Source organism: Sulfuriferula sp. AH1 (assembly GCF_002162035.1).
Lineage (GTDB): Bacteria > Pseudomonadota > Gammaproteobacteria > Burkholderiales > Sulfuriferulaceae > Sulfuriferula.
Window position 1 is genome coordinate 419,812 of sequence record NZ_CP021138.1, and the last position, 15,714, is coordinate 435,525.

The following is a 15,714-nucleotide window of genomic DNA, read 5'->3' on the forward strand; positions in this document are numbered from 1 at the left end:
GATAGCAATGAACTGGTACGGGCAACATATCCTGATTCTTGGACTGGGTAACAGCGGTCTGGCAGCAGCGCGGTGGTTGGCGCGCCGCGGTGCCGATCTGCGCGTCGCCGATACCAGCACTGTCCCCGTCAATTTGCCGCGTTTGCAACAAGCGCTGCCGGAAGTTGCCGTGACTACGGGTGAATTCGTCGAAGCGGATTTTCTGTGGGCCGACCGCATCATCATCAGCCCGGGCGTGCCGTTGGCACATGACCTGATCCAGGCGGCAATGCGCCGTGGCATCGCCGTATGGGGCGACGTGGAATTGTTTGCGCAGGCTTTGCCGCCTATGGTCAGAGTGATTGCGATCACCGGTTCGAACGGCAAGAGCACTGTGACCAGCATGGTGGCCGCCATGTGCAGCGCCGCGGGCAAAAAGACGGTGATGGCAGGCAACATCGGATTGCCGGTGCTGGACGCGCTGGATGATTACCCTGAAACCGAGGTATTCGTGCTGGAATTGTCGAGTTTTCAGCTGGAAACCACCTATACCCTGAATCCGGTCGCCGCTACGGTACTGAATATCAGCGAAGATCATCTCGACCGCTATGCGAGTCTGGATGCCTATGCGGCAACCAAGGCGCGTATTTTCGAAGTTGGTGGCGTGCAGGTGCTCAACCGCGACGATGCGCGCAGCATGGCCATGGCGCGGCAGGATCGCGGCGTACTGACCTTCGGTCTGAATACAAGCGAAAGCGATCAGGATTTTGGCGTATGTGACGGCTATCTGTGTCGCGGCAAACACAAATTGATGCCGGTCAGCGAATTGCCGCTGGCGGGTCTGCATAATGCAGCGAATGCATTGGCGGCACTGGCGTTATGTCAGGCCATGGGATTGCCGGAGGCGCCGTTGCTCGGCGCGCTGCGCCAGTTCAGGGGATTGCCGCATCGTGTGGAGTGGGTGGCGACGGTAGCTGGGATCAGTTTCTACGACGATTCCAAAGGCACCAACGTCGGTGCGACCGAAGCGGCCTTGAAGGGCATGGATAAGCCGGTGGTACTGATCGTCGGCGGCGATGGCAAAGGCCAGGATTTTACGCCATTGGCGGCAGCGGTCAGGCAGTCTGTGCGCGCAGTGATACAGATCGGTCGCGATGGTGATCTGATCGCCGCTGCGATTGCTCCGGCAGAAGTACCCATATTGCGCGCCGAGAGCATGTCGCAGGCAGTGGAGCTGGCCTATGCACAGGCGCAGCCGGGCGATGCGGTGCTGCTGTCGCCAGCTTGCGCCAGTTTCGACATGTTCAAGAATTACGCGCACCGGGCTGAGGTGTTTATTGCAGCGGTGAAGTTGATTGAGCGAGGTGCGGCATGAACGCCCCTGCAAGATCCCGGCGCGATGTGGCGGAATACGATTTCGTGCTGATATGGCTGACGATCGCATTGCTCGCATTCGGACTGGTGATGGTGTATTCGGCGTCGATCGATATTGCCGAGGCAAACCGCGCAACCGGGCATCACTCGACCTTTTTCCTGATGCGTCATGCCATGTTCATCACGATAGGACTGGTCGCAGGTTATGTCACGTTTCTGGTGCCGATACGCGAATGGCAGCGTTTTGCGCCATGGCTGTTCCTGGGCGGGCTGGTATTGCTGGCGGTGGTGCTGATTCCGGGCGTGGGCCGCAACGTCAACGGCAGCCAGCGCTGGTTGCCATTGGGCTTTTTCAATCTGCAGCCGTCAGAACTGATGAAGCTGGCAGTGGTGATTTATGCCGCGGATTACACCGTACGCAAGGCGGCGTTCATGCATAGCTTCAAGCAGGGTTTCCTGCCGATGTTGATCGCGATTCTGTTTACCGGTTTTCTGCTATTGCGCGAGCCGGATTTCGGCGCGTTCGTGGTGATTATCGCGATCGCGATGTCGGCATTGTTTCTGGGCGGGTTGAATCTGCGTATTTTCGCCGGGCTGATCGTGCTGCTGGTGGTGGGTTTCATCGGACTGATCTGGAGTTCGCCTTATCGCCTGCAGCGGATCGTCGGCTTCATGGATCCATGGGCGGATCCGTTCGGCAAGGGCTACCAATTGTCACATGCGCTGATCGCGTTCGGTCGCGGCCAGTGGACCGGGCTGGGATTGGGCGGCAGCGTCGAGAAACTGTTCTATTTGCCGGAAGCGCATACCGATTTCCTGCTGGCGGTCATTGCCGAAGAACTGGGCTTTGTCGGAGTGGCGATCGTGATCGCGCTATTTGCCTGGCTGGTGGTGCGCGCATTCCAGATCGGACGTCAGGCTGCGGTCATGGAACGCCATTTCTGCGCGCTGACCGCGATGGGCATCGGTGTGTGGATAGGCGTGCAAGCCAGTATCAATATCGGCGTGAACGTGGGGCTGTTGCCGACCAAGGGGCTGACCCTGCCGTTCCTGTCATTTGGCGGCAGCGGCATCGTCGCGAACTGCATGGCGATCGCCATATTGCTCCGGGTCGATTACGAAACGCGCAGCCTGAAACGCGGAAAGAAGGGGACCTGATCATGGCGCGCACACTCATGGTCATGGCAGGCGGCACAGGCGGGCATATCTATCCTGGCCTGGCGGTCGCGGCAGCGATGCGCGACCAGGGCTGGCAAGTGGTCTGGCTGGGCACCCGCAACGGTATGGAAGCGCGCATCGTGCCCGAGCATGGCTACCCGATGGCATGGCTGTCGATGGGCGGCATCCGCGGCAACGGTTTGCTGCGTAAATTGCTGTTGCCGGCAATGCTGCTGATCGCTTTTGCACAGGCGCTGAGCGCGTTGCTGCGGCATCGTCCGGATGTGGTGCTGGGCATGGGCGGTTACCCGAGTTTCCCCGGCGGCATGATGGCCGTGCTGTTAGGCAAGCCGCTGGTAATACATGAACAGAATTCGATCGCCGGATTGAGTAACCGGGTGCTGGCCTGTCTGGCGGACAAGGTCGTGGCAGGGTTTCCTGGCGCATTTGCCAACCCGCAGGACAAGCCCATCCCATGCGGTAAAGTTGCGAGTCTGTGGCTGGGTAATCCGGTTCGCGCCAGCATTGCTGCGTTACCCATGAAAGCAACACCCGCACGGACGCGGTTGCGTTTGCTGGTGGTGGGCGGCAGTCTGGGTGCGGCCGCGCTGAATGATACGGTGCCCAAGGCGCTGGCATTGATACCCGAGGCACAGCGCCCCGAAGTCATCCATCAGGCGGGAACCCGGCATGTGGCCGCGCTGCGTGACAATTATGCCGCGGTTGGCGTGGATGCGGATGTGCGCGATTTTATTGCCGACATGGCGGAAGTGTATGCCTGGTGCGACCTGGCGATTACCCGTGCCGGGGCGTTGACGGTGGCGGAGCTGGCGGCGGCCGCTGTACCGTCGGTGCTGGTGCCTTATCCGCATGCAGTGGATGACCATCAAACCACCAATGCGCAATTCCTGGTGGCGGCAGGAGCGGCGCTGCTGATGCCGCAAAGCGGTTTGAGCGCAGAACGGCTGGCGACAGTGTTAATGCAATTGCAGCCCGAACAGCTGGCACGCATGGCGCAGCAGGCCCGGTCCCTGGCCAAGCCCGACGCCACAGCGGCAGTCGCGCAAGTGTGTATGGAGCTAGTTAAATGAAACATAAAGTCAAACAAATACATTTTGTCGGCATCGGCGGTTCGGGCATGAGCGGTATTGCCGAGGTGCTGTCCAATCTCGGTTTTATCGTGACCGGTTCAGATATGGCCGACAATGCTGCAACCCGTCGTTTGAGTAGTCTGGGCATTACTGTGTTTCATGGTCACGATGCCGCCAATGTCGGTGCCGCCGATGCGATCGTGACCTCGACTGCCGTGCAGGCAGATAATCCGGAAGTAATCGCTGCGCGCGAGCTCGCCATTCCGGTGGTACCAAGGGCAATCATGCTGGCGGAGCTGATGCGGTTGCGTCAGGGCATCGCGATAGCCGGAACGCACGGCAAGACCACGACGACATCGCTGGTCGCCAGCATCCTCGCTCAGGCAGGGATGGACCCGACTTTCGTGATCGGCGGCAGGCTGGAAGCCGCCGGTGCCAATGCGCGTCTGGGACAGGGCGAATTCATCGTGGTCGAGGCGGACGAATCGGATGCATCGTTCTTGTACCTGACTCCGGTACTCGCCGTAGTGACCAATATCGATGCCGATCATATGGAAACCTACGGCCATGATTTCGGCCGGCTGAAGCAGGCATTCGTCGATTTTGTCGAGCATATTCCGTTTTACGGCAGAGCCGTGCTTTGCATCGATGACGCCAATGTGCGCGCCATCATGCCGTCGATTACAAAACCGGTCACCGGTTACGGCCTGAGCGAAACAGCTGATATCCGCGCGGTCGATGTGCGTCACGACGGCGGACAAATGCATTTTAGCGTCATCAACGGCGGCGGCCGTCATGTGATGGATGTCACCCTGAATCTGCCCGGCATACACAACGTGCTGAACGCACTTGCTGCGATAGCGATCGGGCTGGAAGTCGGCGCGCCGGAAACGGCCATTGCGCAGGCGCTGGCGGATTTTCGCGGGGTTGGGCGGCGTTTCCAGCGTTACGGCGAAATGGCGCTGTCAAGAGGCGGCACGTTTACCCTGGTGGACGATTACGGCCATCACCCGGTAGAGATGGCAGCTACGCTGGCGGCGGCGCGTGCGGCGTTCCCGGGGCGGCGCCTGGTGCTGGCATTTCAGCCGCATCGTTATACCCGTACCCGCGACGTGTTCGAAGATTTTGTAAAAGTACTGTCCAGCGTGGATGTGCTGTTGCTGGCGGAAGTGTACGCCGCCGGCGAAGCCCCGATTGTGGCGGCAGATGGCCGTGCGCTGGCTCGGGCAATACGGGTGGCAGGCAAGGTTGAGCCGATTTTCGTGGAACAGATTGCGGATATGCCGGACATGGTGCTGGCCAATGTTCAGGACGGGGATGTAGTACTGACGATGGGCGCCGGTTCGATCGGCGCGACGCCGGGACAAATCGCCGAGGTGGCGCGTGTGCGCTGAAATGACATTGGCGCTGCTGGAACAGGCCGGATTGCGCGGCGAATTGCGCCGTAACGAGTCGATGGCCGGGCACGTGAGCTGGCGTGCAGGCGGGGTGGCCGAGCAGGTTTACGTGCCGGTGGATGTAGCCGATATGGCAGCGTATCTGAGCAGCCTGCCGGCGGATATGCCGGTGTATTGCGTAGGGCTGGGCAGTAACCTGCTGGTGCGCGATGGCGGTGTGCGCGGCGCCGTGATTCTGTTGCATGGCGCGCTGCGCGAGATTCGTCTGGAGAGCAGGACGGATACGTCCGCTGTGATTTATGCAGAGGCTGGCGTGGCTGCACCGAAACTGGCGCGGTTTGCTGCGGGACATGATCTGGTAGGCGCCGAGTTCATGGCCGGCATCCCCGGCACCGTTGGCGGTGCGCTGGCGATGAATGCCGGCTGTTATGGCAGCGAAACCTGGCAGATTGCAGTACGGGCGCTGACGATGAACCGGCAAGGACATCTGCGGCAGCGCGAGCGCAGCGAATATGCGCTGGATTACCGGCATGTCGCATTGCTGGAGCAGGCTGAAGAATGGTTTGTCGGCGGCTGGTTTGAATTGCAGACAGGCGATGGTGTGGCATCGAAGCAGGTGATCAAGGAACTGCTGCAACGCCGTATCGCCAGTCAGCCATTGGGTCAGCCCAATGCCGGATCGGTATTCCGTAATCCGGAAGGCGATTACGCAGCGCGTCTGATTGAAAGCTGCGGGTTGAAAGGCAAGCGTATAGGCGGTGCGGAAGTATCGGCCAAACATGCGAATTTTATCGTGAATGCAGGTAATGCAACGGCAGCGGATATAGAAGATTTGATCGATCTCGTAGCAGCGACGGTAGCAGAGCAATGCGGAGTGGTATTGCAACGGGAAGTACGAGTGATAGGCGATAGAGCAAAGGGTAACGCATGAGTCGATTTGGAAAAGTGGGTGTGTTATTGGGCGGGCGCTCGGCTGAACGCGAGGTGTCGCTGAACAGCGGCCATGCGGTGCTGGCCGCGTTGCAACGCCAGGGCGTGGATGCGCATGCCTTCGACCCCGCCGAGCAGGATCTGGCAGCATTGGCAGCGCAGGGTTTTGATCGGGTCATGATCTCGCTGCATGGCCGCTTCGGCGAAGACGGTACCGTACAGGGCGCGCTCGATTTGATGGATATCCCTTATACCGGCAGCGGGGTGATGGCGTCGGCGCTGGCGATGGACAAATGGCGCACCAAATTGTTGTGGCAGGCGGCAGGCGTGCCGACGCCGGATTACGCATTGCTGGATGAGCATACCGATTTTGATGCGGTCGTGGCGCGGCTGGGATTGCCGATCTTCGTGAAACCGGCGCGTGAAGGTTCCAGTATCGGCATGAGCAAAGTGACGCAGGCGGACGAATTGCGCGCAGCGTGGGAAAAGGCGGCGCAGTTCGATGCGCTGGTGCTGGCCGAGCAGTTTATCGAAGGCGGCGAATATACCTGCGCGATCCTCGGTGACAAGGCGTTGCCGATGATACGGCTGGTGCCGAAGAAGGCATTTTACGATTTTGAAGCCAAATACTTGCGCGACGACACGGAATACCGGGTCCCTTGCGGGCTGGCGACGGAGCAGGAGCAGTCGATACAGCGCCTCGCCAAAAAAGCCTTCGATGTGCTGGGCTGTCGCGGCTGGGCGCGGCTGGATGTGATGCTGGATGCAGCGGGCACCCCGTACTTTCTGGAGGCGAATACGTCGCCGGGCATGACCGATCACAGTCTGGTGCCGATGGCGGCGAGGGCGGCAGGGATGACATTCGACGAGCTGGTATTGGCAATATTGGAGCAGGCCCGTGTGGGATGACGAAGCCGCACTGGCCAAACTCACGCGGCTTGCGTTGTGGGGGACTCTGGCGCTGCTGCTGTGGGCGGGGCTGGTCATGGCGTCGCGGCTGGACAGTTTCGACCTGCGCGAGATCGATATCATGGGCGCGCAACATGTTACCGCGGAGCAGGCAAAGCTGGTGGTGCGGGAACGTTTGACCGGCAACTTTTTTTCGGCCGATCTGGATGCGGCGCGGGCGGCTTTCATCAAGTTGCCGTGGGTGCGCGATGCGAGCGTGCGTCGGCAATGGCCGGATGGTCTGGTGGTGAAGCTGGAGGAGCATCAGCCGCTGGCGCGCTGGAATGATGATGCATTGCTGAACAGCTACGGCGAAGTATTCAAGGCTGCATGCGATCTGAATTTGCCGCATCTGAGCGGGCCTGCGGGTAGTGAACATGAAGTCGCGCAGGCATGGATGGAGTTTGGCCGCATTCTGACGCCGCTCAAGGCGCGTCCGGTTGCGGTGACATTGAACGATAGACGGAGTTGGCGGGTGACGCTGGATAACGGCATGAACATCGCGCTTGGCCGGGAACATGTGGCTGAGCGTCTGACACGCTGGGTAAACCTGTATCCGACAGCAATGGCGCAGTTGGGCGTGCCTGTGGCCGAGGTCGATCTGCGTTATCCGAAAGGTTTTGCGGTGCGTTTGCTGGCAACCAAGCCGGGCAACAAGGCACCAGCGGTGCAAGGACAGGGGAAATCAGTATGAGCAGGCAAAGAGATGCACGTGAATTAATCGTAGGTCTGGATATCGGCACCTCCAAGGTCATCGCTATCGTGGCGGAGATACTGCCCGAAGGGCGCATGGAAGTGGTCGGGATGGGCAGCCATCCCTCGCGCGGGTTGAAGAAGGGCGTGGTAGTGAATATCGAATCGACCGTCAACGCGATTCAGCGCGCGCTGGAAGAAGCTGAATTAATGGCGGATTGCAAGATTACCGAAGTCTATACCGGCATCGCCGGCAGCCATATCAAGAGCTTTAACTCGCACGGCATGGTGCCTATCAAGGACAAGGAAGTGACGCAGTTCGATGTCGACAAGGTCATCGAAACCGCGCGTGCGGTCAATATACCGACCGATCAGCAGATTCTGCATATTCTGCCGCAGGAATACCTGGTCGACGGTCAGGAGGATGTGCGCGAGCCGCTGGGCATGAGCGGCGTACGTCTGGAAGTCAAGGTGCATATCGTGACCGGCGCGGTATCGGCGGCACAGAACATCATCAAATGCGTGCGCCGCTGCGGACTGGAGGTGAGCGATCTGGTGCTGCAGCCGCTGGCATCCGCGATGGCAGTACTGACCGAAGACGAAAAGGATCTGGGGGTTGCACTGGTGGATATCGGCGGTGGCACTACCGATATCGCGGTGTTTACCCAGGGCGCGATACGCCATACCGCGGTGATACCTATCGCCGGCGATCAGATCACCAATGATATCGGGCTGGCTTTGCGCACGCCGCTGAAAGATGCCGAAGACATCAAGATCGCTCATGGCTGCGCCTTGCGTCAGCTCGCAGGCGCGCATGACATGCTGGAAGTGCCAGGGGTCGGTGAGCGCGGTGCCCGGCAGATGTCGCGGCAGTTGCTGGCAGAGGTCATCGAGCCGCGGGTGCTGGAGTTGTACGAGATGGTGCAGGCGGAATTGCGTCGCAGCGGATTTGAAGAGCTGATGCGTTCCGGCATCGTGATTACAGGGGGCTCTGCAGCGATGCAGGGCATGGTTGAACTGGGTGAGGAGGTCTTTCATATGCCAGTACGTCTGGGTTTGCCGCAATACGAAGGTGGTTTGTCGGAGGTAATGCATAACGCACGCTACGCCACCGGCGTGGGGTTGTTGCTGGCGGGTCTGGACCAGCAGGATCGACGACAACCGATGAAATTGTCCGGGACGTCGATGCAGCAGGTATTCGAGCGCATGAAAGGTTGGTTCAGGAATTTTTAAACTGGTTGGTTAATTGAGCGCATTTTTTGATTTGTACACGGATAAAGGAGATGAGCATGTTTGAAATTATGGATACGTTGACCCAGGATGCAGTAATTAAAGTTATCGGTGTTGGCGGCTGCGGCGGCAATGCGGTCGATCACATGATCGATTGCGGCGTCGAAGGCGTGGAATTTATCAGCATCAATACCGATGCCCAGGCATTGCAACGCAATAAAGCCAAAGTGCAATTGCAGCTGGGTACTGGCGTTACCCGCGGCCTGGGCGCTGGCGCGAATCCTGAAGTCGGCCGCGAAGCCGCGCTGGAAGACCGTGAGCGCATCGCCGAGCTGATCGATGGTGCCGATATGCTGTTTGTCACCGCGGGCATGGGTGGCGGTACCGGTACCGGCGCAGCGCCGGTCGTGGCCGAAGTCGCCAAGGAAATGGGCATACTCACCGTCGCCGTGGTGACCAAGCCATTCCTGTTCGAAGGCAAGCGTGTACGTTTGGCCAACGCCGGTATCGAGGCGTTATCGCGTCATGTGGATTCGCTGATCGTGATTCCGAACGAGAAGCTGATGCAGGTGCTGGGTGAAGACGTCTCGATGCTCGATGCATTCAAGGCTGCCAACAATGTATTGCACGGCGCGGTTGCCGGTATCGCCGAAGTGATAAATTGCCCAGGCATGGTCAACGTTGACTTCGCTGACGTGAAGACGGTGATGTCGGAAATGGGCATGGCGATGATGGGTTCTGCGGCTGCTGTGGGTGCGGATCGCGCTCGTATCGCTGCGCAACAGGCCGTTGCCAGCCCATTGCTGGAAGACGTGAATCTGGCAGGTGCGCGTGGCGTGCTGGTGAACGTGACGGCTTCCACTTCCTTCAAGATGAAGGAATACTACGAAGTCATGAACACCATCAAGGGCTTTACCGCAGAGGAAGCGACCGTGATCGTGGGTACCGTGATCGACGAGAATATCGGCGACGAATTGCGTGTGACCATCGTTGCCACCGGTCTGGGTAGCCCGATAGCGCGTCAGCAGCCGAAACCGGTGATCGTCAAAACCGGTACCGATGATTATTCAGCTGCGACGGTCGATTATCAAACCGCCGAAGCCGAACCTACGGTATTCCGCAGCAATCGGCGCGAGGCTCAAGTGGAGGCGCTGAAACAGTCCGGTATGGAATATCTGGATATCCCGGCATTTCTGCGCAAACAGGCCGACTAAACGATAGCAAAAGGGGAGTTTTTGGGTTTTAATTGATTCAGGCTATAATGCGCTGAATTAATTGATCCATTACGCACATGATTCAGCAACGTACTATAAAAAATACCATAAGCGCCACAGGCGTGGGGCTGCATACCGGTGCAAAAGTCGGCATGGTGCTGCGCCCCGCTGCGCCGAATACGGGGGTGGTGTTTCGACGTCTGGATCTGGCTGAGCCGGTCGACATCGTCGTGGCGGCGGATCACGTGGGTGATACCCGTTTATGTTCGACGCTGGACAATGGTCTGGCTACCGTCGCTACGGTAGAGCATCTGATGTCGGCACTCGCCGGGCTGGGGGTCGATAATATCTATGTCGATCTCGATGGCCCTGAAGTGCCGATCATGGATGGTTCGGCATCGTCTTTTGTGTTCCTGATCCAGTCAGCCGGTATTGAACCGCAGAACGTGGCGAAGCGTTTCGTCAGGATCAGGAAAACGGTTGAAGTGGTGGAAGGGGACAAGCGCGTGCGCTTCGAACCGTTTGACGGATTCAAGATCGAGTTCACCATCGATTTCAAACATCCGGTATTTGAAAAATCGAGTCAGGTAATCAGCCTGGATTTTGCCAAGACTTCCTATGTAAAAGAAGTCAGCCGTGCCCGTACTTTCGGTTTCATGCAGGAAGTGGAGTGGTTGCGCGCGAATGGACTGGCGCTGGGCGGCAGCCTGGATAATGCGATCGTCATGGACGAATTCCGGGTGTTGAACAGCGATGGCTTGCGTTACGAGGATGAGTTTGTGAAACACAAGGTGCTGGATGCGATTGGCGATCTGTACATTGTCGGGCATCCGATAATAGGCGCTTTCTATGCCTACAAATCCGGTCATGCACTCAATAACCGTCTGCTGCGCACTTTGTTGCAAGACCAGAGCGCATGGGAGTATGTCAGTTTTGACGACGAGAAACTCGCTCCTGCCGGTATCCGCCAGCTGCATCCGCAACTGGCTACCTAGCCTGCGATTCCCATGATCATCATTCGCCTGCTGTTCGTGTTGGCTTGTATTGCGCTTGCACTTTCAGGCGCTTTGTATTTTCTGACCGGCGACAAACGCTATCTGCGTTTTGTCTGGAAGGTGCTCAAGTTCGGGGTGATCCTGATCGTGGTTTTCGGCGCGCTGATTGTTGCAGAACGTCTGGTTTTGATTTGACGGGTGTTATTTGCCCAGATGCTTGCTCAACAGGTTCGCCAGCGCATCCTTTAATTCCCCCGCTTCGAGTTCCGTGTGCAGATTTTTGAGTTCTGTCAGGCCTGCTGTGCTGATGCTGGGCTTATTGGGTTCGCGATAACGGTTGGGAATGGCGTTGGTGCGCACCTTGACCAGGATGGTCTGTCCTAATATGCCTTGTTTTGCCAATGCATTGCTGATGCTGGGGATGAGCTGGCGCAGCTTCGCCGCAGCGGCACCGTGATCGCAGTAAATGCTGACGGTGTCGGCATCGATTTGTCCGATGCGCGATACGCTGGCCAGCCCGCTGGGCACGATGGTGTGCCAGACTTTCTGCAGCCGCAGGATTTCATTGACATGCGTCTGTAACATGCGCAAGCGATTATCCGTACCGATAAAACGATGAGCGCGCTGGGCTTGGGCAGGAAAATTCGTCATCCAGGATACTGTCAATAAAGCGATTCGGAATGATACTGCGAATATGGTAACATGTTCTGATTTTCACGCAACGTAACAAAATATATCCCATTGCCATGATTTCATCTCTGTTGAAAAAAGTATTTGGTAGCCGTAATGACCGTCTGGTTAAGCAGTATGTGGCTAAAGTTCATGCGATCAATGCGTTGGAATCGGGGTTGCAAGCCTTGTCTGATGCTGATTTGCGAGCCAAGACTGATGAATACAAAGCCCGCTTTACAAAAGGTGAAACGCTGGATCAGCTGTTGCCGGAGGCTTTTGCCACAGTGCGCGAAGCAGGGCGGCGTGTACTGGGGTTGCGCCATTACGACGTACAGCTGATAGGCGGCATGGTGCTGCATGACGGCAAGATCGCTGAAATGCGTACCGGTGAGGGCAAGACCCTGATGGCGACCCTGCCGGCTTATCTGAATGCACTGTCCGGCAAAGGCGTGCATATCGTTACCGTCAATGATTATCTGGCGAGCCGCGATGCGGCACAGATGGGTCGGATTCACGGCTTCCTCGGATTGACGGTGGGCGTCAATCTCTCGCAAATGCCGCATGAAGAAAAGCAGGCGGCCTACGGAGCGGATATTACCTACGGCACCAATAACGAATTCGGCTTCGACTATCTGCGCGACAACATGGTGTATCAGACCCATGAAAAAGTGCAGCGCGGGCTGAATTTCGCCATCGTCGATGAAGTGGATTCGATTCTGATCGACGAGGCGCGGACGCCGCTGATCATTTCCGGTCAGGCGGATGACAGTACCGAGTTGTATCTGACAGTCAACAAGGTCATTCCGCATCTTACCCGGCAGGAAAAGGAGGACGGCTCCGGCGATTACTGGGTCGATGAAAAAGCGCATACGGTGCTGCTGTCCGAAGCCGGTCATGAACATGCCGAACAGTTGCTGACCGATGCGGGTTTGTTGCCGGTCGGCTCCAGCCTGTATGAGGCGGCCAATATCGGTCTGATGCATCATGTCTACGCCGGATTGCGCGCGCATGCCTTGTATCATCGCGACCAGCATTATGTGGTGCAGGATAACGAAGTGATCATCGTCGACGAGTTCACCGGCCGTTTGATGTCCGGACGGCGCTGGTCGGAAGGCTTGCATCAGGCGGTGGAAGCCAAGGAAGGCGTGGTGATACAGAAAGAGAACCAGACGCTGGCATCGATCACGTTCCAGAACTATTTCCGCATGTTTACCAAACTGGCAGGCATGACCGGCACGGCAGATACTGAAGCTTACGAATTCCAGCAGATCTACGGCCTGGAAACGGTAGTGATCCCGACGCATCGACCCATGGTGCGGATAGACAAGATGGATCAGGTATTCCGTACCGCACGCGAAAAATACCAGGCCATCATCAACGACATCAGCGATTGCTACCAGCGCGGCCAGCCGGTACTGGTTGGTACGACGTCGATCGAGAATAACGAGTATCTGTCCAGCCTGCTCAAGGCGGCAAAATTGCCGCATGAAGTATTGAATGCCAAGCAGCACGCCCGCGAGGCTGAAATCATCGCGCAAGCGGGTCAGCCCAAGGCGATTACCATTGCAACGAACATGGCCGGTCGCGGTACTGACATCGTGCTGGGCGGTAGCATCGAGCGCGAACTGGATGCGATTCGGCTGGATGAGACATTGTCCGATGCGGAAAAGCTGTCCCGCAGCGATGCGATGAAGACCAAATGGCAAGCTGTGCACGAAACCGTATTGGCGGCAGGCGGTTTGCATATCATTGGCACCGAGCGTCATGAATCGCGGCGCGTGGATAATCAGCTGCGCGGCCGTTCCGGTCGTCAGGGCGATGCCGGTTCCAGCCGTTTCTACCTGTCGCTGGAAGACCCGTTGCTGCGCATTTTTGCGTCCGACCGGGTCGGCGCCATCATGGACAAGCTGAAAATGCCGGAAGGCGAAGCGATTGAACATCCGTGGGTGACGCGCGCAATCGAGAATGCGCAGCGCAAGGTCGAAGCACGCAACTTTGACATGCGCAAGCAACTGCTGGAATACGATGACGTCTCCAACGATCAGCGCAAAGTGATTTATCAGCAGCGCAACGAGTTGCTGGAAACGCAGGACGTGTCGGAAACCATTAACGCCATGCGCGAGGATGTGCTGCGTAGCGTGGTCGGTGAGTATGTCATTCCCGGCAGCATGGCCGAGCAGTGGGATGTGGCCGGGCTGGAGCGGGTTCTGGCAAGCGAATTTCAACTGTCATTGCCTGTGCAGCAATGGCTGGATCAGGATAACGCGCTGGATGAGGCAGGATTGCAGCAGCGCATAGTCGATGCGGCAAATGCGGCTTACGCAGATAAACTGACCGCCGTCGGCGATGCCGGCATGCACCATTTTGAACGCGCGGTCATGCTGCAGAATATTGATACCCACTGGCGCGAGCATTTGGCGGCCCTGGATCATTTGCGCCAGGGCATACATCTGCGCGGTTATGCGCAAAAGAATCCCAAGCAGGAATACAAGCGCGAGGCATTCGATCTGTTCTCGGCGATGCTGGAGACAATCAAGCGCGAAGTCACGCAGATCACGTTGACGGTGCAGATTCATTCCGAAGCCGATATCGAGGCTGTAGAGACGCCAGCATCATTGGCTAACGTCGAATATCATCATGCCGATTATGATGAGGCGTTGGCAGGGGAAGACGAGCCAATCAACGAAAAGGTACCTTCCCAATATGCCAATGTCGGCCGCAATGATCCATGCCCGTGCGGTTCCGGTAAAAAATTCAAGCACTGCCATGGCAAATTGAGCTAATCGCAACCAGGGCGCAGCGCAATTTACTGTAAACACCGATGTGATTGGTCAGCCAGATCAAGCAGTCGGTGTTTTGTTTTTCCTTTCGGTACCTGTCCATGAAACGCATTACCGCATCCCCACGGCTCACTCGTGAATCGACCAAATTGGTCCGGCTTGCGCTGGCTTTGCACACATCGGGCAGCCTGCTGGAAAGCCAGTCATGGCAACAGCAGATCAATAGACTGATCGCGACTTTGTTCCAGAAAAAACAGAACGAAATGCTGGAGCAGTCGCTGGATTATCTGTGGACGGAGAATCCGCCCGCATGCGATGTGCTGGCGCAATTGATCGAAAGCTATGCGGAAAGCATCGTCGATGCGGATGCTGCGGATGCAGTGCTGATCGCGATCCCTTTGCTGGTATGGTCGCGTTACGCCATTCCCACCGGTCAGATCGGCAAGCCGCGCTTGCGGGAATTGCACGAACTGATGATGACGCATGTGCTGGCGGATTCTGCGCGGCTGGCGATTGCCGATGTGTTGTTTAGCCCGGATCAATTGCCGCGCGGATTCACCGAGACCCGGGCGCTGCTGCAGCAACTGGCGCAATGCGCAGCCGATGGACAGGATCTGCATCTGGACAGCTCGGAATTGATCGCCGCAGGAGAATTTGTTGCAGATGTGCGTTATATCTTTGCCGCAGTCGTCGTGGACAAAGGAGCGCCGTTATTCCGCTGGCAGCAGGCCGATATCACTCAGAGTGAAGCGTTGCAGGCCTGGCAGTTGCATACCAAATCCACTTTTGCAGCGATGCTGCCCGGTTGCCATTTTCAAGGGCTATTGCCTAACGCGTTTTTTAGCGCGTGGCGCAAGCTGGAACATGAAGCGCGGGCTTTTTCCCTGCAGGCGGCCATCGCCTATCTGTGCACGATGCTGAATGTTGAACCCGGTGAATTGCGCGCAGTGATTGCGCCATTCTACGATCAGGTGCTGGAAGAGTATCGCATCGGTTTCGGTTTGCTGCGCTCGCCACAGGTGCTGCACGGCGTGGTATGGCCGCTGATCGGCGATGAAAGCGAAGAGAGCGATATTCTCAGTCAAATCGAGCACGAACTGGGCGCGCTGGGCAAGACTGTGGTATTGACGACAGCAATGCCGATGGAATATTGCGATGATTGCGGTACGCCATTGTTTCCGAATGCCGATGCAGAGCTGGTGCATCCGGAAATGCCGGAATCGGACAGCGCATTGCCGCAGTTGCATTGAACC

The 15,714-nt window shown here is 57.6% G+C and carries 14 protein-coding genes; 13 read left to right on the top strand and 1 reads right to left on the bottom strand.

The genetic code is table 11. The annotated features are described in order from the left end of the window. Window positions 1–7: 7 nt before the first annotated feature. The 11 genes from murD (at window position 8) to CAP31_RS02210 (ending at window position 11,204) form a co-directional block, all read left to right on the top strand. Window positions 8–1,354: a UDP-N-acetylmuramoyl-L-alanine--D-glutamate ligase gene (gene murD, locus CAP31_RS02160; RefSeq protein WP_087446032.1), complete on the top strand. Its 1,347-nt coding sequence runs from the start codon at window positions 8–10 to the stop codon at window positions 1,352–1,354. Beyond that, window positions 1,351–2,511 (top strand): putative lipid II flippase FtsW, encoded by a 1,161-nt coding sequence (gene ftsW / locus CAP31_RS02165; RefSeq protein WP_087446033.1) that lies wholly within the window; start codon window positions 1,351–1,353, stop codon window positions 2,509–2,511. Before murD ends, ftsW begins: the two co-directional genes overlap by 4 nt. A gap of 2 nt (window positions 2,512–2,513) precedes the next feature. Continuing rightward, window positions 2,514–3,602: an undecaprenyldiphospho-muramoylpentapeptide beta-N-acetylglucosaminyltransferase gene (gene murG / locus CAP31_RS02170; protein ID WP_087446034.1), complete on the top strand. Its 1,089-nt coding sequence runs from the start codon at window positions 2,514–2,516 to the stop codon at window positions 3,600–3,602. After that, window positions 3,599–4,996, top strand: a complete 1,398-nt coding sequence (gene murC, locus CAP31_RS02175) for a UDP-N-acetylmuramate--L-alanine ligase (RefSeq protein ID WP_087446035.1) — start codon at window positions 3,599–3,601, stop codon at window positions 4,994–4,996. Before murG ends, murC begins: the two co-directional genes overlap by 4 nt. 1 nt (window position 4,997) lies before the next feature. Beyond that, window positions 4,998–5,930 (top strand): UDP-N-acetylmuramate dehydrogenase, encoded by a 933-nt coding sequence (gene murB / locus CAP31_RS02180; protein ID WP_087446036.1) that lies wholly within the window; start codon window positions 4,998–5,000, stop codon window positions 5,928–5,930. Next, window positions 5,927–6,838 (top strand): D-alanine--D-alanine ligase, encoded by a 912-nt coding sequence (locus CAP31_RS02185; protein WP_087446037.1) that lies wholly within the window; start codon window positions 5,927–5,929, stop codon window positions 6,836–6,838. The genes murB and CAP31_RS02185 overlap by 4 nt, the downstream gene beginning before the upstream one ends. Beyond that, entirely contained in the window at window positions 6,828–7,571 is a 744-nt protein-coding gene (locus CAP31_RS02190; protein WP_087446038.1) for a cell division protein FtsQ/DivIB, read from the top strand. The genes CAP31_RS02185 and CAP31_RS02190 overlap by 11 nt, the downstream gene beginning before the upstream one ends. Beyond that, a complete protein-coding gene (gene ftsA, locus CAP31_RS02195) occupies window positions 7,568–8,803 on the top strand; it encodes a cell division protein FtsA (protein ID WP_087446039.1) in 1,236 nt (411 codons plus the stop codon). Before CAP31_RS02190 ends, ftsA begins: the two co-directional genes overlap by 4 nt. A 56-nt stretch (window positions 8,804–8,859) precedes the next feature. After that, window positions 8,860–10,014: a cell division protein FtsZ gene (ftsZ, locus tag CAP31_RS02200; RefSeq protein ID WP_087448220.1), complete on the top strand. Its 1,155-nt coding sequence runs from the start codon at window positions 8,860–8,862 to the stop codon at window positions 10,012–10,014. Between the two features lie 77 nt (window positions 10,015–10,091). Continuing rightward, complete coding sequence (gene lpxC / locus CAP31_RS02205) at window positions 10,092–11,009, top strand: UDP-3-O-acyl-N-acetylglucosamine deacetylase (protein WP_087446040.1); 918 nt, start codon at window positions 10,092–10,094, stop codon at window positions 11,007–11,009. Window positions 11,010–11,021: 12 nt separating this feature from the next. Continuing rightward, window positions 11,022–11,204, top strand: coding sequence for a hypothetical protein (locus CAP31_RS02210; protein WP_087446041.1), 183 nt, complete (start codon window positions 11,022–11,024; stop codon window positions 11,202–11,204). Between the two features lie 6 nt (window positions 11,205–11,210). Here the strand turns inward: CAP31_RS02210 and CAP31_RS02215 are convergent, their stop codons facing one another. Next, window positions 11,211–11,660, bottom strand: a complete 450-nt coding sequence (locus CAP31_RS02215) for a DciA family protein (protein ID WP_087446042.1) — start codon at window positions 11,658–11,660, stop codon at window positions 11,211–11,213. A gap of 95 nt (window positions 11,661–11,755) precedes the next feature. Between CAP31_RS02215 and secA the strand changes: the two genes are divergently transcribed. After that, window positions 11,756–14,464: a preprotein translocase subunit SecA gene (secA, locus tag CAP31_RS02220; protein ID WP_087446043.1), complete on the top strand. Its 2,709-nt coding sequence runs from the start codon at window positions 11,756–11,758 to the stop codon at window positions 14,462–14,464. 98 nt (window positions 14,465–14,562) lie between these two features. Continuing rightward, window positions 14,563–15,711 carry a DUF2863 family protein gene (locus CAP31_RS02225; protein WP_087446044.1) on the top strand — a complete coding sequence of 383 codons (1,149 nt, stop codon included), beginning with the start codon at window positions 14,563–14,565 and terminating at the stop codon, window positions 15,709–15,711. The last annotated feature ends 3 nt before the right edge of the window (window positions 15,712–15,714 follow it).

Bases quoted from the DNA above. Each gene is read 5' to 3' on its own strand.
- murD (WP_087446032.1), top strand. From the start codon at position 8: ATGAACTGGTACGGGCAACATATCCTGATTCTTGGACTGGGTAACAGC.
- ftsW (WP_087446033.1), top strand. From the start codon at position 1,351: ATGAACGCCCCTGCAAGATCCCGGCGCGATGTGGCGGAATACGATTTC.
- murG (WP_087446034.1), top strand. From the start codon at position 2,514: ATGGCGCGCACACTCATGGTCATGGCAGGCGGCACAGGCGGGCATATC.
- murC (WP_087446035.1), top strand. From the start codon at position 3,599: ATGAAACATAAAGTCAAACAAATACATTTTGTCGGCATCGGCGGTTCG.
- murB (WP_087446036.1), top strand. From the start codon at position 4,998: ATGACATTGGCGCTGCTGGAACAGGCCGGATTGCGCGGCGAATTGCGC.
- CAP31_RS02185 (WP_087446037.1), top strand. From the start codon at position 5,927: ATGAGTCGATTTGGAAAAGTGGGTGTGTTATTGGGCGGGCGCTCGGCT.
- ftsA (WP_087446039.1), top strand. From the start codon at position 7,568: ATGAGCAGGCAAAGAGATGCACGTGAATTAATCGTAGGTCTGGATATC.
- ftsZ (WP_087448220.1), top strand. From the start codon at position 8,860: ATGTTTGAAATTATGGATACGTTGACCCAGGATGCAGTAATTAAAGTT.
- lpxC (WP_087446040.1), top strand. From the start codon at position 10,092: ATGATTCAGCAACGTACTATAAAAAATACCATAAGCGCCACAGGCGTG.
- CAP31_RS02210 (WP_087446041.1), top strand. From the start codon at position 11,022: ATGATCATCATTCGCCTGCTGTTCGTGTTGGCTTGTATTGCGCTTGCA.
- CAP31_RS02215 (WP_087446042.1), bottom strand. From the start codon at position 11,660: ATGACGAATTTTCCTGCCCAAGCCCAGCGCGCTCATCGTTTTATCGGT.
- secA (WP_087446043.1), top strand. From the start codon at position 11,756: ATGATTTCATCTCTGTTGAAAAAAGTATTTGGTAGCCGTAATGACCGT.
- CAP31_RS02225 (WP_087446044.1), top strand. From the start codon at position 14,563: ATGAAACGCATTACCGCATCCCCACGGCTCACTCGTGAATCGACCAAA.